The 21,118-nt window shown below is 65.8% G+C and carries 21 protein-coding genes; 13 read left to right on the plus strand and 8 right to left on the minus strand.

What is annotated here, in order from left to right; genetic code table 11:
* The first annotated feature begins 57 nt into the window (after positions 1–57).
* Entirely contained in the window at positions 58–903 is an 846-nt protein-coding gene (locus tag FOS14_RS17680; protein WP_221936736.1) for a PfkB family carbohydrate kinase, read from the plus strand.
* On the opposite strand, the gene FOS14_RS17685 is transcribed toward FOS14_RS17680, so the two are convergent.
* The 6 genes from FOS14_RS17685 to kstR form a co-directional block, all read right to left on the minus strand.
* Positions 859–1,527: a nucleoside/nucleotide kinase family protein gene (locus FOS14_RS17685; protein WP_185981818.1), complete on the minus strand. Its 669-nt coding sequence runs from the start codon at positions 1,525–1,527 to the stop codon at positions 859–861. The two genes, FOS14_RS17680 and FOS14_RS17685, sit on opposite strands and share 45 nt — an antisense overlap.
* The gene (locus FOS14_RS17690; protein ID WP_143772129.1) at positions 1,524–2,441 is read right to left on the minus strand and encodes a metal ABC transporter permease; all 918 of its coding nucleotides are present in this window, start codon (positions 2,439–2,441) and stop codon (positions 1,524–1,526) included. The genes FOS14_RS17685 and FOS14_RS17690 overlap by 4 nt, the downstream gene beginning before the upstream one ends.
* Positions 2,438–3,256, minus strand: coding sequence for a metal ABC transporter ATP-binding protein (locus FOS14_RS17695; RefSeq protein WP_143772130.1), 819 nt, complete (start codon positions 3,254–3,256; stop codon positions 2,438–2,440). Before FOS14_RS17695 ends, FOS14_RS17690 begins: the two co-directional genes overlap by 4 nt.
* Positions 3,253–4,146 carry a metal ABC transporter solute-binding protein, Zn/Mn family gene (locus FOS14_RS17700; protein ID WP_143772131.1) on the minus strand — a complete coding sequence of 298 codons (894 nt, stop codon included), beginning with the start codon at positions 4,144–4,146 and terminating at the stop codon, positions 3,253–3,255. The genes FOS14_RS17695 and FOS14_RS17700 overlap by 4 nt, the downstream gene beginning before the upstream one ends.
* Positions 4,147–4,348: 202 nt before the next feature.
* Entirely contained in the window at positions 4,349–6,910 is a 2,562-nt protein-coding gene (otsB, locus tag FOS14_RS17705) for a trehalose-phosphatase (RefSeq protein WP_143772132.1), read from the minus strand.
* A 63-nt stretch (positions 6,911–6,973) separates the two neighbouring features.
* On the minus strand, positions 6,974–7,609 hold the full coding sequence (gene kstR, locus FOS14_RS17710) for a cholesterol catabolism transcriptional regulator KstR (RefSeq protein WP_143772133.1): 636 nt from the start codon (positions 7,607–7,609) through the stop codon (positions 6,974–6,976).
* Between the two features lie 178 nt (positions 7,610–7,787).
* Here kstR and FOS14_RS17715 point away from each other — a divergent pair, with 178 nt between their 5' ends.
* The 6 genes from FOS14_RS17715 to FOS14_RS17740 all read left to right on the plus strand — a co-directional run bounded on the left by FOS14_RS17715 (position 7,788) and on the right by FOS14_RS17740 (position 14,734).
* Complete coding sequence (locus tag FOS14_RS17715) at positions 7,788–9,947, plus strand: acyl-CoA dehydrogenase (RefSeq protein WP_143772134.1); 2,160 nt, start codon at positions 7,788–7,790, stop codon at positions 9,945–9,947.
* 81 nt (positions 9,948–10,028) lie between these two features.
* Positions 10,029–11,075 carry an acyl-CoA dehydrogenase family protein gene (locus tag FOS14_RS17720; RefSeq protein WP_143772135.1) on the plus strand — a complete coding sequence of 349 codons (1,047 nt, stop codon included), beginning with the start codon at positions 10,029–10,031 and terminating at the stop codon, positions 11,073–11,075.
* Entirely contained in the window at positions 11,060–12,214 is a 1,155-nt protein-coding gene (locus FOS14_RS17725) for an acyl-CoA dehydrogenase family protein (RefSeq protein ID WP_143772136.1), read from the plus strand. The genes FOS14_RS17720 and FOS14_RS17725 overlap by 16 nt, the downstream gene beginning before the upstream one ends.
* Positions 12,215–12,225: 11 nt before the next feature.
* On the plus strand, positions 12,226–13,188 hold the full coding sequence (locus FOS14_RS17730; RefSeq protein ID WP_143772137.1) for a bifunctional MaoC family dehydratase N-terminal/OB-fold nucleic acid binding domain-containing protein: 963 nt from the start codon (positions 12,226–12,228) through the stop codon (positions 13,186–13,188).
* A complete protein-coding gene (locus FOS14_RS17735; protein ID WP_255450439.1) occupies positions 13,185–13,568 on the plus strand; it encodes a MaoC family dehydratase in 384 nt (127 codons plus the stop codon). Before FOS14_RS17730 ends, FOS14_RS17735 begins: the two co-directional genes overlap by 4 nt.
* On the plus strand, positions 13,565–14,734 hold the full coding sequence (locus tag FOS14_RS17740) for a lipid-transfer protein (protein WP_143772139.1): 1,170 nt from the start codon (positions 13,565–13,567) through the stop codon (positions 14,732–14,734). The genes FOS14_RS17735 and FOS14_RS17740 overlap by 4 nt, the downstream gene beginning before the upstream one ends.
* Before the next feature lie 6 nt (positions 14,735–14,740).
* Here the strand turns inward: FOS14_RS17740 and FOS14_RS17745 are convergent, their stop codons facing one another.
* The gene (locus FOS14_RS17745) at positions 14,741–15,412 is read right to left on the minus strand and encodes a hypothetical protein (protein ID WP_143772140.1); all 672 of its coding nucleotides are present in this window, start codon (positions 15,410–15,412) and stop codon (positions 14,741–14,743) included.
* Between the two features lie 94 nt (positions 15,413–15,506).
* On the opposite strand from FOS14_RS17745, the gene FOS14_RS17750 reads away from it, so the two are divergent.
* From FOS14_RS17750 to FOS14_RS17775, 6 genes are read left to right on the plus strand one after another with little or no spacing between them, the layout of a single operon-like run.
* Positions 15,507–16,004 carry a gluconokinase gene (locus FOS14_RS17750; RefSeq protein ID WP_143772141.1) on the plus strand — a complete coding sequence of 166 codons (498 nt, stop codon included), beginning with the start codon at positions 15,507–15,509 and terminating at the stop codon, positions 16,002–16,004.
* A gap of 59 nt (positions 16,005–16,063) precedes the next feature.
* Positions 16,064–17,044, plus strand: coding sequence for a DUF4129 domain-containing protein (locus FOS14_RS17755; protein WP_143772142.1), 981 nt, complete (start codon positions 16,064–16,066; stop codon positions 17,042–17,044).
* Positions 17,041–17,526, plus strand: coding sequence for a hypothetical protein (locus FOS14_RS17760; protein WP_143772143.1), 486 nt, complete (start codon positions 17,041–17,043; stop codon positions 17,524–17,526). The genes FOS14_RS17755 and FOS14_RS17760 overlap by 4 nt, the downstream gene beginning before the upstream one ends.
* Positions 17,523–18,485: a MoxR family ATPase gene (locus FOS14_RS17765; protein ID WP_143772144.1), complete on the plus strand. Its 963-nt coding sequence runs from the start codon at positions 17,523–17,525 to the stop codon at positions 18,483–18,485. The genes FOS14_RS17760 and FOS14_RS17765 overlap by 4 nt, the downstream gene beginning before the upstream one ends.
* Positions 18,482–19,738, plus strand: coding sequence for a DUF58 domain-containing protein (locus tag FOS14_RS17770; protein ID WP_143772145.1), 1,257 nt, complete (start codon positions 18,482–18,484; stop codon positions 19,736–19,738). Before FOS14_RS17765 ends, FOS14_RS17770 begins: the two co-directional genes overlap by 4 nt.
* Positions 19,735–20,208, plus strand: coding sequence for a hypothetical protein (locus FOS14_RS17775; RefSeq protein WP_143772146.1), 474 nt, complete (start codon positions 19,735–19,737; stop codon positions 20,206–20,208). Before FOS14_RS17770 ends, FOS14_RS17775 begins: the two co-directional genes overlap by 4 nt.
* On the opposite strand, the gene FOS14_RS17780 is transcribed toward FOS14_RS17775, so the two are convergent.
* Positions 20,147–21,079, minus strand: a complete 933-nt coding sequence (locus tag FOS14_RS17780) for a LysR family transcriptional regulator (protein ID WP_143772147.1) — start codon at positions 21,077–21,079, stop codon at positions 20,147–20,149. The two genes, FOS14_RS17775 and FOS14_RS17780, sit on opposite strands and share 62 nt — an antisense overlap.
* Positions 21,080–21,118 lie beyond the last annotated feature (39 nt).

Consider the following 21,118-nt stretch of genomic DNA (forward strand, 5'->3'; position numbering starts at 1 on the left):
CAACCTACCGCCGTGGTGATCGGTCACCGCGGGTGTCGGCGAGAAGGGAGCGGCGCAGTGCAACGACCCACTGGCTGGTTCCTGGGACTGGCTACTTTCGACGTGATCCACTTGGTCGATCGTCAACCCGGTCCGAACGAGAAGATTCGGGCCATTCGGCAAACGGTCGCGGCCGGCGGCCCGGCGACCAACGCGGCGGTGACCTTTCAACACCTTGGCGGTGCAGCCACCTTGCACACCCGTTTGGGCGCGACGCCGCTGGCTGGTGTGATCAAGGAGGAACTGACCGGACTGGGAGTCGAGATCGTCGATTGGAGTTCGGGCGCCGGCGACGAGCCGCCCACCTCGGCGATATCTGTGCTCGCGGACTCGGGGGACCGCGCGGTCACGTCTACGCCGGGTCAGTTGCGCGATGAGTTGCTACCTGAAAGCCTGCCCGGCGCCACGCCCGATGTCGTCCTTGTCGACGGGTATTACCCGAACCTCGTCGCGGGGCTCCTGCAGAAATTGGATCCAAAGCCGCTCGTTGTCTTCGATGGCGGTAGTTACAAATCCAACTTCGACTCCCTGATGGAATTCGTCGACATTGCAATTCTGTCCGCGGACTTCACCGCGCCGAATGGCGACCTTTATTCCTATTTCGCGGAGCGTGGCGTCGATAAAGTGGCCGTCACCAGCGGCGCCGAACCGGTGCAGTGGCGTGACGGATCATTGCGCGGTGAGATTGCGGTGCCGGCCGTTGCAGTGAAGGACACGCTGGGGGCCGGGGATGTTTTCCATGGCGCCGCCTGTCTGCGACTTGCCACCGGATCAGATTTGGCCGACGCCTTGGCCATCGGTGCCCAAACCGCCGCGCGGTCAATCGGGTCGTTCGGCACCAGGCAGTGGCTGCGCGAGACTTAGCACCCCGGCCACTTCGTCTTCGTCGACGGTTCTGTACGCGCGAGACTTCGACGTCGCGATTAGTTCGGCGTTCGGTCGGTCCACCGCCGAATACCACTCGCGCGCTGCCGCCGGGGTTCGTCCGCCGGCGATGTGTCGGGCGATGAGTCGCTCGGCACGGGAGGTCTCCGGCGCGTCGACGTAATACCACCGGGTCAGTCGCGGGGAAATGTCTCGCCATTCACCGGTGGGTAGGCCGAGGTAGTTGCCCTCAGTGATGATGAGTCGGGTGGTTGCCGATACCACCGATCGGGCCGCAATAGGTTCGTGCAGCCCGCGATCGTATTCGGGACAGTAGACGTCGTTCTTGGTGAATTCGGCGGCGAGCCGGGCCAATAGCACCCGGTAGCCGAGAACATCGAACGTCTCGGGCGCACCCTTTCGACCCGATAGCCCGAGGGAGCTCAGTACCGAATTGGATAAATGGAAGCCGTCGAGCGGGACGTAGCCGGCCTGATCGCCAAACAGCGTCACGAGCGCCCGTGCGAGGGTGCTTTTGCCCGCTGCGGGTGGGCCGGCGAAGCCGATGATCACTCGCGTGTCCGAACTGGCCAGCAGTTGCTCGATTTCGGCGATGATCCTCACGCGTCGACGCTTCCAGCGGCGTCGCGCGTGATCGCGATCGGGGCCACCTGCGGCCGCGAGCGGTACTTCGACCGAGCCCCGACACCGCGGCACACCAGGTAGATGACAAACGAAATACCGGTGACAAACGTCGAGACCGGCACTCCGGGTGCCAGGGACAGCACGATTCCGCCGACCGCGGACACCTCGGCGAACACAATCGACAGAATGGTCGCTCGCAACGGCGAGGCGGTCACCCGCGCGGCCGCGGCGGCGGGAGTGATCAGTAGCGACAGCACCAGCAGCGCGCCCACGATCTGCACGCCCAACGCCGCAGCCACACCGACCAGCACCGCGAAAACGATCGACAGTCCGCGCACCGGAACGCCGCGGGCGAGTGCCACCTCGGGATCGGTGCTGGCAAACAGCAGCGGCCGATACACCACCGCGAGTACCGCGAGCACGATCACCGCGCAGGCCAACAGCAAGTTGAGCCCGCTGTTGCCGACTCCCACGATCTGTCCGATCAGCAACGAGAAACTGGTTCCTGTGCGCCCGGGATAAAGCCAGATGAACAGCACCGACAGGCCGAGGCCAAAGGACACGATCACACCGATGACCGAATCTCGTTCCCGCGCTTTGTTTCCCAACAGCCCGAACAATACCGCGGCGACGACCGACCCGATGATCGCTCCCACGCCCACGCTGAAACCGGCCAGCAGCGCGGCCGACGCGCCGGTCAGCGACAGCTCACTGGTGCCGTGCACCGCGAACGACATCTGGCGGCTGATGATCAACGGCCCGATCGCGCCGGCGAGCAGGCCGAGGATCGCGGCGGCAAGCAGCGCGTGCTGGACGAAGTCGTAGCCGAGCAGGTCACTGGTGAGACCGAAGTCGAAGAACTTCGAAAAGACATCTGCGAGTTTCTCGTTCATACACCCTCCGGATGATGCCCGCCCGCCGACCCGAGCGCATCCACCGCATCCCCGGTCCCGACTATCACCAGCCGGTCGCGCACCTTCAGTACGTCCACGTCGGTGCCGTACAGGTCCGACAACACTGCGCTCGTCATGACGTCCTCCGGCGCACCGATCCGGAACTTGCCGTCGACGAGATACAGCACCCGATCCACCATCGGCAGAATCGGGTTGATCTCGTGGGTGACGAATAGCACTGCGGTGCCGTGGGTTCTGCGCCGTCTGTCGATCAGAACCGAAACCAACTGCTGATTTGCCAGATCGAGGCTCAGCAACGGCTCGTCGCACAACAACACCTGCGGGTCGCCGACCAACGCCTGGGCTACCCGCAGACGCTGCTGCTCGCCGCCGGACATGGAGCCCAGCGGGGCCTGCGCGTAGTGCAGGGCGTCGACCTCGGCGAGCGCACGATCGACGATCCGGCGCCGCTGCGCGCGATTGCGCCAGCCCAGCCCCCAGCGGTGTCCGTCGACACCGAGACCGACCAGGTCGCGACCCCGCAGCGGCAGCCCGTCATCCATCGACTTCTGCTGCGGCACATAACCGAGTGCTGGATTGCCGACGCGCACCGCTGCGCCGGCGACGGTCGCACGACCCGAGCTGAGGCCCACTTGTCCAAGCAGCACCTTCAACAGCGAGGTCTTCCCGGAACCGTTCGGTCCCAGGACAGCCACGAATTCGCCGGGCGACACGGATAAGTCGAGGTTGTCCCACAGGGTCCGATCACCGAAGCGCAGCGTTGCGCCTGCGAGTTCGACGGCGGGCGGGGTCATTGCGCCTCGGAATGAAGTGCGACCGAAAGGGATTCAGCGTTGCGGAGCTGCCACTCGAGGTAGTCGACTCCAGCGGGCAGCGTCTCGGTCATGGCGACGACGGGGATGTCGGCCGCCTGGGCGGTGGTTCGGATGTCCTTGGTGAGCTTGTCCTCGGTTTGGCTGTTGTAGACCAGCGCCCGGACCTTTCTGCCGGTCAACAGATCCCGCGTGGCAGCGACGTCGCTCGGTGACGGGTCGGTGCCGTCCTCGATCGCGTGCTCGAAGCCATGCGGGGTGAGGTCGACGACGCCTGCGGCGAGCAACAGGTAGTGCGCAATTGGTTCGGTCTGCGCGACAGGTGCATGCGGTGCGCCGGCGGCGATGCGCTGGATCGCTGCCGAAACCTCGCGAAGCCGATTGTCGAAGTCCTTCGCGCGGTCGGCGTAGCCCTGCCGGTGTGTCGGATCGACGTCGCCGAGTTCTGTCGCGATCTTGGCTGTGACTGCCGTGACCGTCGGGATGTCGTACCAGACGTGTTCATTGTCGTCGTTCTTGTCCGCACGCAGTTCGTAGGCCTGCACCGTCCGTTTCGCCGGTTCGGCGGCCAGGATCTTGTCGATGAAGCTGTCGTAGCCGCCGCCGTTGTAGACAACCAGGTCGGCATCGGTCACTCGGGCGGCATCGGCGGGTGCCGACTCGAACGAGTGCGGGTCGGCCGCGGGATCGGAGATGATCGACGCCACGTCCGCGTCCGGTCCGGCCACGGCTTGCGCTACCGAGCCCCACACGTTCGTCGACGCGACCACCTGTGGTTTTCCGCTGTCGCGGTGGTCGGTTCCGCACGCCGCGACGCCGAGTGCCGCAACGCAAAGGCCAGCGACCGCGGCACGCAGCGCAAAGCGAGACACGTCGAGTCCTTAACTGCTAATGGAAACCATTTCCGTTATAGCTTAGCGTGTGTCCATGGCGCTGGCGCAATTCCACTGAAGGTTGCCGGCGCAGGCCAACGCCAGCGATGGTGTGTATTGATGTGTGTATAGCCGGGGATGATCACCGCCGCCCCAGATGTGTACACGTGTGTGTATACAACGGGCGTCGATCGACCAATCCCTATCCCGACTCGGCAGAGAGCAGTTGCGCGCAGCGCAGTAGGCCGAGGTGGCTGTAGGCCTGCGGATGGTTGCCGAGCGACCGCTCCGCGACCGGGTCGTACTCCTCGCTGAGCAGGCCGGTCGGGCCGGCCACGTTGACCAATTGGGTGAACAGCGCCTCGGCGTCGGACCGGCGCCCGATCAGCAGGTATGCCTCCACCAGCCAGGCCGCACACAGGTGGAAGCCGCCTTCGCCGCCGGGCAGACCGTCGTCGTGGTGGTAGCGATACACCGTCGAACCGCTGCGCAACTCCGCCTCGGTGGCCACCACGGTGGCCGCGAACCGCGGGTCCGCGGGGTCGATGAGCCCGCTCAGGCCGATGTGCAGCGATGCCGCGTCGAGGTCGGTGCCGTCATAGGCCGCCGTGAACGACTGCACGTCGTCTTTCCAGCCGTGGGCAAGAACGTCGGCGGCGATGTCGTCACGCAGTCGATCCCACGCGGGATCGTGCTCGCGGTCGAACTGTTTGGCCAGCGTGAGCGCACGGTCCACGGTCAGCCAGCCCATCACCTTCGAATAGACATGGTGGCGCGGATTGTCGCGGATCTCCCAGATGCCATGGTCCGGTTCGTGCCAGCGTCGCTGCACCGCGGAAACCATGGCGCATACCAGGTTCCAGTCGACGTCCGGCAACGCCGTGCGGGCGGTGTTAAATCCCTGGGCTTCGCGGGCGTGCGCGAGCGAGCAGATCAGGTCCACGATCGGTCCGAAGACATCGAGTTGCACCTGCATGTTTGCCGCGTTGCCCACCCGCACCGGACGTGAGCCGGCGTACCCGGGCAGCGCGTCTATGACCGCCTCGGGCGGCAGGTTCGAGCCATAGATCGTGTACAGCGGGTGCAGCCGCTCCGGACCGGGCAGGGTCTCGAGAACTTGATGCACCCACGCCAGGTATTCCTCGGCCTCTTGCAGTGACCCCAATGACACCAAGGCGGATGCCGTCAATGCCGCGTCCCGCAACCAGCAGTAGCGATAATCCCAGTTCCGTACGCCGCCAATGTCTTCGGGCAGCGAGGTGGTGGCCGCGGCCAGGATGGATCCTGACGGCGCGTGCACGAGACCGCGCAACGTCAGGGCCGAGCGCTTCATCAGGTCCGGCTTCAACGGCGGCAGGTTCAGCTTGTCGGCCCAGTCTCGCCAGTACGCCTCCGCGGTCGCCCGTCGCTCGGTTTCGGCGACCACCGATGGGCCGAGATCCCATGTTCCACATCGAAGTTCGAGAACCACCGGGCCCTGCGAAGGGTCCACCACCGCGGTCGCCGACTGGTGCACGCCGTCGCTGACGATCTCCCACTCGACGCCGGGCGAGCGCAACACCACCGGATCGTTCGTGCCAAAGACACGCAGGCCGAATGCTTCCCGCTCGAGCATCACCTGCACCTGGCCGAATTCCGGCCGCGGCGCGAAGCTCACCACGGCTTTGGCGTCGCCGGTGATCACGCGGGTCAGGTCGGTGCGCTCGGGCGCTACGTGGTGCGGCAGATAATCGAGCACTTGCAGACTGGCCCAGCGAGTTTCGACGGTCATCGTCCCATCAAGGTAGCGCTGCGAGAGCGGTAGCGCGGCACGTTCGGGGCCGATGCTGAAGTGGCCCGCCTCCGGCCCGCCGAGCAGATGCGCAAAGATCGCCGCCGAGTCCGGCTCGGGATGGCACAGCCACGTCACATTGGCGTCGGGCGTCAGCAACGCGACCGAGCGCGGACTGGCCAGCATGGTGAGGCGCTCGATGGGCGGTGCAGCAGGACCCGACAGCCAGGTGCGCCGCTCCTCGAGCAGGTACGCGAGCGCGGCGGCCACATCCTTGGTGGACGCGACCCGGTATTTCGCCAGCGTCTCGCCCTCGCCGACCTTGATGCCGACGTCCGGACCGGAGAGCTGACGGAACGCCTTTTCATCCGTCACGTCGTCGCCGAAGAAGACCGCCGCGGACGCGCCGTTCTGATGCCGCAGGATGTCTAGCGCGGTGCCCTTGTCGGTTTCGATGACGGCAAGTTCGATGACCGACTTGCCCTCGGTGACTTGCACCCCCACCCAGGTGGCCGGTCCGCGTCGGGCGCGCTTGAGCGCTCGCGCAGCAATCGGCGGTTCCGCGTTGCGCACGTGCAGGGCGACGCTGGCCGGCTTGTGCTCGACGGTGACGCCGGGGCTCTCGGCGGCAATCCGGTCCAGTTCGCTGCCGAGTTCTTCGAGCAGTTGTTTCGCGTCCGCGTCGATGGCGTGCACGAACCCGACGTCGAACTCCGAGCCGTGGCTACCGACCAGCTGTACCTCCACCGGAAGCCGGGACAGCGCCGCGAGATCGCGCAGCGCCCGGCCGGAGATGACGGCGGCGGTGGTGTGTGGGAGTCCGGCAAGCGCGCGCAGCGCCCGCGCGGACTCGTCGTGCGGAAAGGCCTTGTTCGGGTCGGAAACGATCGGCGCCATCGTGCCGTCGTAATCCGATGCGACGAGCAGTCGGGGAGTGCGAGCGATGGTCGACAACGCTCGTCGTAACTCGATCGGTAGGTCCTGCGCACTCACGTTTCAAACCTAAGTGATGAGTGCCGTCAACAGGGTGCTTGCGGCGCCCTGGGGCGCGCAAGATCACACTATTTTGCGGTCTCCGAGCAGCAAATCGACGGTAAGGTCCAGCCGCGCGGCGACGTCGTTGGCCGATGCCCGGCGGGTGAGCCAGGCGACCAGGTTCGCCAGCCACACGTCACTGATGACTCGCGCGATGGCCAGTTGCTCGTCGGTCGGCTCGGCGTCGTTCATGGCCCGCGCGAATAGCCGGTCCATGACTCGACCCACGCGATCCACCTCAGCCGCGGCCGAGGCGTCGGCGAACATGAATGCCCGGGTCATCGCCTCGGTGAGCAGCGGGTCGCGCTGCATGGCCTTGGTGATCTGGGCCAACAGCACATGCATGCGTTCCTGCGCGGACTGTCCGGCCGGAATCTTGCGCTTGCCCTCGATCTTCTCGAACTCACGCGCCAGGGCTGAGACCAGCAGGTGCACCTTCGACGGGAAGTAGCGGTAGAGGGTGCCGACCGCCACGTCCGCACGTTCGGCGACCGCGCGCATCTGGACGGCCTCATAACCGCCCTTGGACGCGAGCGCCAGCGTGGCATCGAGGATTCGTTTGCGTCGTTCGCGCTGAGCGTTCGAGCTCAAGTCTTCCTCGGTGAGCGTGGTGATCGCTCCGTTGTTCGCATTGCGCGGTCGGGACGGGGATGTCATCGAGAAGTCCTTGCCTTCGTTGCTGCGTGCTGCTCGCCTGCACCCAATCGGTCCTGACGAGGCGTCACACTGCCTCACCCCGCGGAGCCTGTGGATACCTTCGCCTTGACTCTAGACTGGAATCCATATTAGAACACGTTCTACGCACGCGTGTCATCGTGGAAAGGCGGCCAGCGCTGTGACTATAGCCACCAGCGACGAACAAAGAGCGGTTCAGGATGCGATTCGTTCCTGGGCTGCGAGTGTGGCCCCGATCGCGGCGTTGCGCGCCGGCGACGGAACGGCCTGGATCAACCACTGGGACGGATTGGCGCAACTGGGCGTCTTCGCGGTTGCCGTGGGGCCAGAGCACGGCGGTGTCGACGGCACGGTGGTGGACCTGGCGGCCATGCTGGAGCAAGCGGCGCGCGAGCTCGTCAGCGGGCCGGTGTTAAGCACCGCCCTCGCCGGACTGCTCTTGAAGACGGCAGCGCAACCGAGCGCCAAGGCGGTCGGAGCCGACATCGCCGATGGGCGTCTGCAGTGTGCCGTCGCGCTCGGCGACTCCGCGGTGACCGCGCGACCTGGCGAGGACCGTGCGCTCGTGCTGAACGGGAGTGCGGGTCTGGCCATGGGTTCCGCCCCCGGGGTGGCGGTGCTTCTCGCCGCAGACACCGGCACCGAAACCGTCTGGTGCCTGGTCGAATCGGACGCGGAGGGGCTGATTCGCGAGGCCGCCGCCGGTCTCGATGTCAGCGTCCCGGTCGAGCGGGTTCACTGCGCGAACGTCGTCGTGCCGGCTGACCGGATCCTGACCGGGCTCGACCATCGCAGCGCGCTCGATAGAGCCGCCACCCTTGCGGCTGCCGAGGCCGCGGGCGTCGCCGGATGGTGCCTGGACACGGCCGTCGCGTACGCAAAGATCCGCGAGCAGTTCGGACGCAAGATCGGCTCTTTCCAGGCCGTCAAACACATCTGCGCACAGATGTTGTGCCGGGCGGAGGCGGCGCGCGTTGTGGCCTGGGATGCGGCGGTGGCTGCCGAGCGCGGGGATGAACTGCCCTTTGCTGCGGCCGTGGCCGCGGCGGTGGCGCTCGATGCGGCCGTGGAGAACGCCAAGGACTGCATCCAGGTCCTCGGCGGGATCGGGTTCACCTGGGAGCACGACGCGCACTTCTACTTGCGCCGAGCCGCCGCGCTGCGGCAGCTGCTGGGGGGCTCGTCGAGTTGGCGGCGTCGCGTCGCCGAACTCGCCAAAGAGGGTCGGCGACGTAGTGCGGGCATTGACCTGTCCGATCACGATGAACTGCGCCAGCGCATCCGCGCTGAGGTCGATGCGGTTTCGGCGCTACCCGCCGAGCGGCGCCGCGCCGCGCTGGTGGAGCGCGGGTTGTTCGCGCCGCACTGGCCCAAGCCATTCGGTCGGGACGCCGATGCGGTGGAGCAGCTGCTCATCGACGAGGAACTGCGCGCCGCCGGCGTGGAGCGCGCCGACCTGGTGGTCGGGTGGTGGGCCATTCCGACGATTCTCGAACACGGCACACCGGAGCAGATCGAGCGTCATGTGCTGGCGACGCTGCGCGGCGACACCTTCTGGTGCCAGCTGTTCAGCGAGCCAGGTGCGGGCTCGGACCTGGCCTCCTTGCGAACCACCGCGACCAAGGTCTCCGGCGGTTGGCGGCTGCAAGGCCAGAAGGTGTGGACGTCGGCAGCAGATCGTGCCAACTGGGCGATTTGCCTGGCCCGCACCAACAGAGAAGCGCCGAAGCACCGCGGAATCACCTACTTCCTCGTCGACATGAGCTCGCCCGGCATCACCGTTGCACCGCTGCGGGAGATCACCGGCGAGCCAAGGTTCAACGAGGTGTTCCTCGATGACGTCTTTGTGCCCGACGACTGTGTGGTCGGGCCGGTCGATGGTGGCTGGCGGTTGGCAAACACGACCCTGGCCAATGAGCGAGTCGCGATCGGGGGCGGCTCGACGCTTGGTCAGTTCGTGGAGCAGCTGATTGCCAACGTGGATGTGCGTGACGCGGTGACGGCCGATCGGCTCGGTGGGTTGATCGCACAGGTGATGGTCGGCACGCTGCTCGACGTCCGGACGACGATTCGGCAGTTGGCCGGCCAGGACCCGGGCCCCGCCTCGAGCGTCCGCAAACTCGTTGGCGTGCAATACCGTCAAGACATCGCCGAGTTCGCGATGGAAGTTTCCGGTGCCGAGGGCGCCCTCGACACCGAGGCGTCACACGAGTTCTTGCTGACCCGTTGCCTGTCCATCGCGGGCGGCACCACGCAGATCCTGCTGACCGTGGCCGCGGAGCGGATTCTGGGGCTGCCGCGTGAGGGGAAGTCCAGCTGACCTTTCGTGGCGGCGAAATCGGTGATACAACTAGAACACGTTCTAGTACAGCGGGCCGGTGACGGCGCGCTAGGAGGTCAGATGGACTTTTCGCGCACCGAGACCCAAGAGGCGGTCGCGCAGGCGGCGAGTGGCCTCGTGTCGCGGCTGACGGAGGCGGCGGCCGATGCGGCCTGGGCGGAAATCGTCGACGCCGGCCTCGTCGCGTTGGCGCTGTCGGAAGAATGCGGCGGCGACGGCCTAGGGCTCGCGGAGTTGACTGTGCTGCTTGGTGAGATCGGCCGTGCCGCACTGCCAGTGCCCGCACTAGCGACGATCGGCCTGGGGGTGCTGCCGCTGCTGCAGCTGGATCCCGAGCGTGCTCACGACGACATCCTGCAAGCGGTCGGCGAAGGCGAAATTCTCACGGCCGCGCTCTGTGAGCCTGGGCGTCCGATGGTGCAGCATCCGGTCACGACGACACTGCCCGAAGGAGATTCGCTCATCGTCACCGGGGCGAAGGTCGCCGTGCCATACGCGGCGCAGGCGCACGCGATCCTGGTGCCCACCGATGCCGGTGTCGTGCTGGTGCCGCCGGACGCGGACGGCGTTTCGATGGTCGCGAGCCCGTCGTCGTCGGGCATGCCCGAGTATGCGGTTCGCTTCGATGGCGCAGTGGTGCCGAAAGCCAATCTGCTGCCGGGAGATCCGAATGCGCTGCGACGTATTGCACTGGCGTGCATCGGCGCCGCTGCCGACGGCCTGCTCGCGGGCGCGTTGGAGCTGACGGCAAAACACCTCGGTAGCCGGCACCAGTTCGGCAAGCCGCTGGCCACCTTCCAGGCCGTTGCCCAGGAGATTGCCAACGTCTACGTCGTTTCCAGGACGCTGCATGTCGCGGCGCTCTCGTCCAGTTGGCGGGTGGCCGAGGGCCTGGATGCCGATGATGATCTGGATGTGCTTGCCTACTGGATTGCCGCCGAAGTGCCTGCGGCCATGCAGGTTTGCCACCATTTGCATGGCGGAATCGGCGTGGACGTGACGTATCCGATGCATCGGTATTACTCGCAGGCGAAGGATCTGGCGCGTCTGGTTGGCGGCGAGTCGCACAGGCTGGAACTGTTGGGGGCGCGGTGTTCATCGATCTGACCGACGAGCAGCGGGCGTTGCAGGCGCAGTTACGCGAGTACTTCGCGCAACTGATCTCGCCTGAAGAGGCCGAGATCATGATGACCGAGCGGCACGGGCCGACCTACCGTGCGGTGATTCGCCGCATGGGCCGCGACGGCTGGCTCGGCGTCGGATGGCCGAAGGAATTCGGCGGCAAAGGGTTCGGTGAAATCGAGCAACAGATCTTCACCAGCGAGGCAGTCCGGGCGGATGTCCCGCTGCCATCGGTCACCCTGCAAACCGTCGGGCCGACGTTGCAGGCGTACGGATCTGAGGAGCAGAAGCGAAAGTTCCTCCCGGCGATCCTCGCGGGCGAGGTGCATTTCGCCATCGGCTACACCGAACCGGAGGCGGGCACGGATCTGGCGGCACTGCGTACCACGGCGAAGCGAGATGCCAACGGAGACTTCATCGTCAACGGACAAAAGATCTTCACCACTGGCGGCCACGATGCGGACTACATCTGGCTCGCCTGCCGTACGGGAACGCCGGACAGCCGCCATCGGGGCATTTCGATCCTGATCGTCGACACCAACGATCCCGGCTATTCCTGGACGCCGATCATCACCTGCGACGGCGCACACCACGTCAACGCCACCTATTACTCCGACGTACGGGTACCCGCGGAAATGCTCGTCGGCGAGGAGAACTCGGGGTGGAAGCTGATCACCACGCAGCTCAATCACGAGCGCGTCATGCTCGGGCCAGCGGGCCGCATCGGCGGCATCTACGACAAGCTGCATGACTGGGCCGCTCGAACCAAACTGCTCGGCGAGCCGGACGTCCAGCGGGTGCTCGGCGAGATACACGCGATCTACCGACTGAACGAACTGCTGAACTGGCAGGTCGCCTCCAGCGAGAACGCCGCCGTGGACATCGCGGATGCGTCGGCCACCAAGGTCTTTTCCACCGAACGACTGCAGCGGGTCGGCCGCCTCGCCGAGGACATCGTCGGCCGGCACGGAGATCCGAGCGACGCGGAGACCGCACACCTCATGGACTGGCTGGACAAGCAGCTGAAGCGAAATCTCGTGATCACCTTTGGTGGCGGCGTCAACGAGGTGATGCGCGAACTTATCGCCACCGCCGGACTCCGGCTGCCCCGAGTTCCCCGATAGGAAGTCGCCACATGACCGAAACCATCCTGGCCGCAGCGCAACGCGTGCGCGCCGCGGGCGAGAGCAAACCGCGACTCGCCCGCGACCCCGTCAACCAGGCGATGATCAACAACTGGGTTGAGGCGATCGGAGATGCCAACCCGATCTATGTCGACGAAGCCGCCGCGATAGCGGCGGGCCACGACGGGATCGTCGCCCCACCGGCCATGGCGCAAGTGTGGACCATGCCCGGTCTGCACGGCACGCGCAGTGCCGACGATCCGCTGGGCATGATGATGGCCATCTTGGATGAGGCCGGCTTCACGTCAATCGTCGCGACCAACTGCGAGCAGACCTACCACCGCTACCTCAACATCGACGAGCGAGTCGAGATCACCATCGAGCTCGAAGACGTTGTCGGGCCGAAGAAGACCGCGCTCGGTGACGGGTGGTTCGTCACCACCCGCAACCGTTGGTACGTTCGAGACCCAGCGTCCGACGTCGCAGAACTGGTCTGCGAGATGCTGTTTCGCGTGCTCAAGTTCGCGCCGCCAAGTGCGCCGCCCGCACCCGACGGAATCGATCCAGCCCAGGCGATCCGGCCGGTTGTCTCCCGCGACACCGAATTCTTTTGGGAAGGCGTCAAGCTCGGCGAGCTACGCATTCAGCGACTGCCCGACGGGACACTCAAACATCCGCCGGTACCGGCAGTGTGGCTGGACAAGACCGAGCAGACGGACTATGTGGTGGCCAAGGGCATGGGCACCGTCTTCAGCTTTGTTGTGCATCACGCGCCGAAAGTCCCGGGCCGCACCACGCCGTTCGTGGTGGCGCTCATCCAGCTTGACGAAGGCGTGCGGATGCTCGGTGAGCTGCGCGGAGTGGCACCGGAGGACGTGCGGATTGGGATGGCCGTCGAGGTGGAGTTCCTGCGGATCGATGACGATTTCACGCTGCCAGCGTGGCGGCCGGCCGAAAGGGACCTCCACTCGTGAACGCCGATGTAGGAACGCAGCTGCCACCATTGACCATCACCGGGGACCCGACCTTTGTGATCAGTAGTGCCTTGGCCACCAGGGACTTTCAAGATGTTCACCACGATCGGGATAAGGCCCAGGCGCGCGGATCGAAAGACATCTTCGTCAACATCCTCACCGACACCGGTCTGGTCCAGCGGTTCGTCACCGATTGGGCCGGTCCGAGGGCGCGGGTGAAGTCGGTGCAGCTGCGACTCGGCGTGCCGTGGTACGCCAACGACAGCCTGACCATGACCGGTGAGGTGACCGGCGTCGATGGCGACCTGGTCACAGTGTCGGTGGTGGGCAAGGACAGCCTTGGCGATCATGTCGTTGCGCGCGTGGAGGTTTCGTTGTGAGCGGGATTTCCGGTAAGGCCGCCGTCGTCGGCATCGGCGCGACCGACTACTCGAAAGACTCCGGCCGCACCGAATTGCGTCTGGCCACAGAGGCGGTCAACGCAGCCTTGGCCGACGCAGGCCTGACTCCGGCCGACGTGGACGGCCTCGTGACCTTTTCGATGGACTCCAACCGCGCCACCGCAGTAGCTCGCTCGGTGGGAATGGGGGCGCTGAAGTTCTTCAGCCTCATCGACTTCGGCGGCGGGGCCGCATGCGCAACTGTTCAGCAGGCGGCCATGGCAGTTGCCACCGGGGTTGCCGATGTGGTGGTCGCGTATCGCGCTTTCAACGAGCGTTCGGCTACCCGATTCGGCCAAGTGTCAACGGCATTGGCGGGTGCGCCCACCTCGGCCGGAATCGACGCGAGTTGGACCTATCCGCATGGTCTCGGCACGCCCGCCAGCCAGGTGGCGATGGTGGCGCGGCGCTATATGCACGTCTACGGCGCGACGAGCGAAGACTTCGGGCGCATTGCCGTCGCCGACCGCAAGCATGCCGCCGTCAACCCGGCAGCGTTCTTCTATGGCAAGCCAATCACGTTGGCGGACCATCAAAATTCCCGCTGGATCGCTGAGCCGCTGCATCTGCTGGACTGCTGCCAGGAGTCCGACGGTGGCATCGCCATCGTTGTGACTTCGGTTGAGCGGGCCAAGGATCTGCCGAACACGCCGGCAATCATTGCGGCGGCGGCCCAGGGCTCGGGCGACGACCAGTTCATCATGACCAGCTACTACCGCGACGCTATGGACGGTCTGCCGGAGATGCGCCTCGTGGGCGACCAATTGTGGCACCAGTCCGGCCTCACACCGCAAGACATCCAGACCGCGGTTCTCTACGACCACTTCACCCCGTTCGTGCTGATGCAGTTGGAGGAACTGGGTTTCTGCGATCGCGGGGAAGCCAAGGACTTCATTGCCGACGGCGCCATCGAGCACGGCGGGCGGCTACCGATCAACACCCACGGCGGCCAACTCGGCGAGGCCTACATTCACGGCATGAACGGCATCGCCGAAGGCGTGCGCCAAATTCGCGGGACCTCGGTGAACCAGGTCGACGACGCGCGCAACGTCCTCGTCACCGCCGGGACCGGGGTGCCGACGTCCGGACTGATCCTCACGCGGTAGTTCCGCTCAGTAGCCGTGGAAGTCGTACGGCTTGAAGGCGACGACCTTGCCGACGTCGAGCTGAATCTGTTCGTGGTTGTGCAGCTCGATGGTGCGCGGGTCCGTCTGCACCTGCTTGCCGTCGACGAATACTGTCACCGGACCGCGCGCCGGCCCGACCTGATCCGGTCCGAGCGGCTGCTGCCAAATGTCGAAGAAGTTTCCGAGCGTAAACGAGCGCTGGACCGGCGATTCGATGTGGATGATGCCGGTCTCGTCGTGCGTGTGCAGCCAGTAGTACTTGGAACCCGACTCGACAAACGGGCCGTAGGCGGTCTGTTTGAGCTTGTAGGGACCCACGATCCCGATGCCGTACGGCACCAACTTCTCTTGACCGTCGACGTAGATGGCCAGGTGCGCATGGATATGGAACAGCAACTTTTCGGCGGTGTCGGCCGAAATACCGTCGATCGGCTGACCGGTGACCCGCTCAGAAATCGGGGCCAGCACCTTTGCCGCCGCCGAGGGCGCGCCCGCGGACGAGGTTGATGTCACCGCCGACGACGTCACCGCCGACGACTCAGCCGCGGTCGAAGATTGGGCCGCGGGCGTGCCCCCGGACCCGCATGCAGACGTCCACGCCACCGAGGCGGCAACGACTGCCGCGGCAAGTGGGGCAATCTTCCGGCGTGGCGCCATCCGACGATTCTACGGCGCTGGGCAACCGATAAGCCGAGCCCGACGAGCAAAGCGAGCCGCGTATCGTGCGGGCAATGACGGAACTGCGTCGCATATGAACCCGACCGTACTGGTGGTGATGGGCGTCTCGGGCTCCGGGAAGTCCACGCTCGGCCGACTGCTCGCCCAGCGGTTGGGCTGGGACTTTCAGGAAGGTGACGACCTGCATCCCGCCGCAAACATTGCCAAGATGCCCGCCGGAATTCCGCTTACCGATGCCGATCGGTGGCCCTGGCTCGACCGCGTCGCCGCGTGGATCCGCGAGCGACTGGAAGCCGGGCAGTCGGGTGTGGTTGCCTGCTCGGCGCTGAAGCGATCGTATCGAGATGTCTTGCGGGGCAAGGGTGTGCGGTTCGTGTACCTGCACGGCGAGCGCGACGCGATCGCGGCCCGTCTCGCAGCTCGGCGCGGCCACTACATGCCCGCAGCCCTGTTGGATTCGCAGTTCGCCGCGCTCGAGCCGCCACAACCCGACGAGGGCGCGATCACCGTGAACATTGCCGCGTCGCCCGAGACGGAGGCCGACGCCGTGCTCGCTGACCTGCGAAGTTAGCGCCGAGCTTTCTCCCGGCGAGCGTGTGTTCGACATGCAAGTATGGGGTAGGCACGATAGTGCCAACCGCGCTTGGCGGAGACGAGTTGTTGCGTATGGCCGGTTCGGACAAGGAGATGGCGCGCGTGGTCGGGGCCGCGGCGCTGATTGTGCTTGCCGTGATCACCTTGCGCGGCTATCTGCCTGGGGTGGAGCCGCAACCCCGGTCACGTCCCACCGGTGGCCCGATGACTTTTGTTGCTGTGATCGTGATGCTCGGGGGCGCGATCGTGATCACCGCTATTGGACTCATCGCGATGCTGCGCCAGCGCGTGGCCGTGCGTCCTGACCTCGATGAGCTTCCCGATCCCTTCCGTAGACCTCGGAAACCGCCACTGCGCCTATTGCTTTACGCGTTGGGGGCAGTTCTGCTCGGTCTCGTTGTCGTGGTGATACTTGCGCGATTGGGGATCCATCAGCCGACGCAGCAGCACCCGCCGGGGAAACTGCAACCAGCACCGGGCTCGGGGCGCGCGACACCGGCGCCGCCTCCGCAGCAACCGCCACCGGACCAGGGCACCAACACTTTTCCCTATATCGCCGCGATGGCCATCGCCCTGATGTTGCTCTTCGCTGCGGGCGCGTTCGTTGTCTACCGCCGCCGGGTTCGCACACCGGAACCGTACATCGTGGCGGATTTCGATATGGAAACACCGGAGCAGCCGCCAGATTCGGCCCCGCTGGTGCGTGCGGCGGAACTTGGCCTGGCCGAGATCGGTGACCTCAGTCGGGAACCACGCGAGGCGATCATCGCGTGCTACGCGGCGATGGAGGATGCGCTCGCAAACGCACCAGAGGCCGCTCCGCAAGACTCGGATACGCCCTCAGAGGTGTTGGCCCGGGCTGTCGAGCACCACGCCGTCCACGCCGAGAACGCCGCAAATCTGGTGCAGCTCTTCGCCGAAGCCCGGTTCAGTCCGCATGTGATGACCGAAAACCATCGCGATGCTGCGGTTCGTTCCCTGCGGTCGGTGCTAGCGGAATTGCGGAGTGTCGCATGAAGCGTTTGGTGGCAGCGGGACTGGTCTTCGTCGTCGGCGTGGAGATTTACGCACTCTTCCTGCCTAGTCGTCGAATTGTGGCGTGGGCGGCGGGGCTAGCCGTGGCGATCGTGTTAATTGCGGTGCGGTGGTTTTTGGACAACGACGAATCCGCGGCAGCCGACGAGCCACCTATCAGTGATCCACAGGAAGCGTTGCGACGCTGGCTGTCTCGCACAGAGACACTGATCGGCTGGTCGGAAGCAACCCGGGCGGACTGGGATCGGCACCTGCGGCCCATGCTGGCCCGCGAATTCCAGTTGGCCACCGGCCATCGCCAGAACAAGGATCCTGCTGCCTTGGATGCCACCGGGCGAATGCTGTTCGGCCCCGAACTGTGGAGCTGGGTGGATCCGAGCAATGTTTCCCGCGCGCGTGCCGCCGAACCAGGCCCGGGGCGTAGCGCGTTGGACGAGATACTGCGACGATTGGAGCAAGTATGACCACCCCCGCCACGGTCACCACCGAACGGGCCGAGGCCGTGCTCACCGAGATCGAGCGTGTTGTCGTCGGCAAGCGGGATTCGCTGACCTTGATCATGACTGCCATCCTCGCTCGCGGGCACGTGCTGATCGAGGATCTGCCGGGTCTCGGCAAGACGCTCATCGCTCGCTCGTTTGCCAGGGCGCTGGGTTTGGACTTCACCCGGGTGCAGTTCACTCCAGACTTGCTGCCGGCAGATTTGCTCGGCTCGACGATCTATGACATGCAGGCGGGTCGCTTCGACTTCCGTCCCGGTCCGATCTTCACCAATCTGCTGCTCGCCGACGAGATCAATCGCACGCCACCGAAGACCCAAGCCGCACTGCTCGAGGCAATGGCCGAGGAGCAGGTGAGCATCGACGGCGAGACCCGCAGATTGCCGACGCCGTTCATCGTTCTCGCGACGGACAACCCCATCGAATACGAGGGCACGTACCCGCTGCCCGAGGCCCAACTGGACCGCTTCGCCATGCGACTCGAGCTCGGCTACCTCAGTGGTGCGGATGAGGCCACGATGCTTCGCCGTCGGCTCAATCGCGGATCGGCTCCGCCAGCGGTGTCCCAGGTGGTCGACGCGCACGATCTCATCGCGATGCGTGAGTCGGTCGAGGAGGTCACGGTGCACGACGACGTCTTGCAATACGTCGTGTCGCTGGCGACGGCGAGCCGCAACCATCCGCAGGTGGAGGTGGGCGCGAGCCCGCGCGCGGAACTGGATCTGGTCCAGCTTGCCCGCGCCCGAGCCTTGTTGCTAGGCCGCGATTATGTGATCCCGGAGGACGTGAAGGCGCTGGCGGTACCGGTGATCTCGCATCGGATCAGCTTGCGGCCCGAGATGTGGGTGCGCCGGATCCACGGGTCCGACGTCATCGGCGAGCTGCTGCGCCGCCTGCCCGTGCCCAGAGCTCGCCCGCGATGACTGAAGGCCGGGTCGAGGTGCCGCTGCACTGGCGCGCGTCGCCGTTGATGCTCGCACTTGCTACCTGCGCCGCCGCGGCACTGGCGGTAGCCGTGGCGGCGTCGGCGTGGCAGGTGGCCGCTTTCGCCGCACCGTTGCTTGGGGTACTCGCCTCGATCGGCTGGCAGCGGCCGCGTTCGGTGGTGTATGCGCACGCCGACGTCGCGGAGATCCGGTGTTTCGAGGGCGAAACCGTCACGATGCGAGTATGGGCATCCACCAAGGAGCGCGGTATCGCCCTCGCCGTGTCGGTGGTCCCGATGGAGGGTCTCGAAGTTCAGGCGTCCGCGGAGGAATCCGATGCTGCTCTGGAGTTGTCCGCGTCGGCGCAACGCTGGGGTAGGTACCCGATCGGGCTGCAGGTCCAAGCAGTAGGCGCGAGCGGCCTGCTCACCGCAACGGAAGTTGCGGTGCCCGTACAGATGTATGTGTTTCCGCTCGTGGGGGCGCAGCCGACCACCTTGCCGCGCACCGAACTTCCCGACCGGCTGGGCGTGCATCTGACCCGGCACAAGGGGCCCGGCGTCGAGTATGCGGATGTGCGGGAATACGTTCCCGGAGACCAGCTTCGGACCATCAACTGGTCGGTGAGTGCGCGCCGCGGCAGCCTGCATGTCACCGAGCGGCTCACCGACCGCGCCGCGGACGTAGTGGTACTGATCGACACGTACGCGCAGGCGCCGGGACCGGCCACTGCCGCCACCGAGCGGGTTGTTCGGGGCGCCGCGCAGGTGGTGCAGACGGCGTTGCGAAACGGCGACCGGGCGGGCATCGTCGCACTCGGCGGGCGCCGGCCGCGGTGGCTCGGCGCCGACATCGGCCGCCGGCAGTTCTACCGCGTCCTGGACGCCGTGCTTGCGGTCGGCGGCGAATACGAAACGACCACCGGAACGTTGGCGCCGCGCGCCGCGGTACCGTCCGGTGCCATTTTGGTTGCGTTCTCGACGATGCTCGACACCGAATTTGCCTTGGCGCTCATCGACTTACGCAAGCGCGGACATATGGTCGTCGCTGTCGACGTGCTCGAGGGGGCGCCGTTCGAAGAGGAGCTCGAGCCGATGGTGGCCCGCATGTGGGCGCTGGAGCGGTCGGCGATGTATCGAGACATGGGGACCGTGGGTGTCGACATTGTTTCGTGGCACGGCGATATCACGCTCGATCAGGCGATGCAGCTGGTGCCTGTCCGGCGGCGACCGGCGAGGCGGAAGCGATGAGCACACCGACGGCACAGCCTGCACCCAGAGCGTTTGCGGTTGTTTTCGGGTTGTTGATGATTGGCGCGTGCGCCGTCGAGGCTTACGGCTGGGCGCTGGCGGCGGTCGGTGTTTCTGTTGCCGCTCTGGTCGTATCGGTGTGGCTCCGGGTGGCGGCGACGGTCGCGGTATTGGCCATCGTTGTTGCGCTGGCTCTTTCGGGGCCGGAGCCGATATTCGCGGTGTTGTCTGGGCTGTGCGCGACAGCCTATCTCCTCACTCGTCATGCGGCGGGGGGACCGCGCGGACTGGTCACAACGACGCGACCCGTGCTGCTGGCGATGATGGTGTTCGCCGCTCTCGGTGCAGGCGCTGCCTGGGTGGCCGTCCCGATTCGCTGGGTGCCTGTGGTGGCCGCACCCGCGGTCGTCATCGCCTACGCGTTGGTGGTACTGCCGTACTTTCGTCACGGCGGATCGATTCGTCTATAGCCGCACGCGCGCTGACGATGAAAGCTCGGGCTGCTGGGCTGGTGGTGCCGCTCGATCGCCAGACAAGGACTACGCTGCCGACTAGCGCGGGCTCCACGATGCGCGCGGACCGCAACGTTGGCTCGATGATGACGGCCGATTCGGGTACCACCGCGATACCCAGACCTGCCGCGGCGAGTTGGCATGCGACCAAGGGATTTCCAGCCTCGTACCCGATGACGGGACGCAAACCGACACGGCTGCAGGCGTCGTCGAGAATTGTTCGTAGTCCCGACCCGCGCGGCAAGCTGATGAGCCGATGCTGGACCAGATCGGTGAGCCGAATGGTTTTGCGGCGCACGGTCAGATCTTCGACGCCGACTGCAGCGACAAGGCGCTCGGTGCGAACCACCGCGGTGGCAAGGTCTTTCGGGGGTTCACCAATGGCGGTGAACGCAAGATCAGCACGTCCGGTGCGCACCGAATCGAGTAGGTTGGCGGCCGTGTCTTCGGCGAGCGTGATTTCTACGTCAGGATGGTGGCGGTGGAAGTCGGCAAGAAGCTGAGGCAGATCGACGTCGCCGGCTGTCGCCGAGGACAGCATGCCGATGTTCAGCCGCCCGCGCACCAGGCCGGCGTATTCATCGGCGGTGGTACGGACTGCTTCTACCGCCGCGAGCGCTTGCTTGACATGCGGCAGCACCGCTTCGCCGACGGCCGTGGGACGCACGAAGCGGCTGGATCGATCCAACAGCGCTTGCCCCAACTCGCGCTCGAGCCGCTTGATCTGTGCGCTGACCCCGGGTTGAGCCACATGCAACCGCTCGGCGGCACGGGTGAAGTTGGCCTCCTCGACAACGGCGAGAAAGTATTCGAGCTGGTGCAGTTCCATAACCAGTGCTTCTTGCCGCTAGAAAAACTATCTCTTGGA

The organism is Skermania sp. ID1734, from assembly GCF_007489285.1.
Classification (GTDB): domain Bacteria; phylum Actinomycetota; class Actinomycetes; order Mycobacteriales; family Mycobacteriaceae; genus ID1734.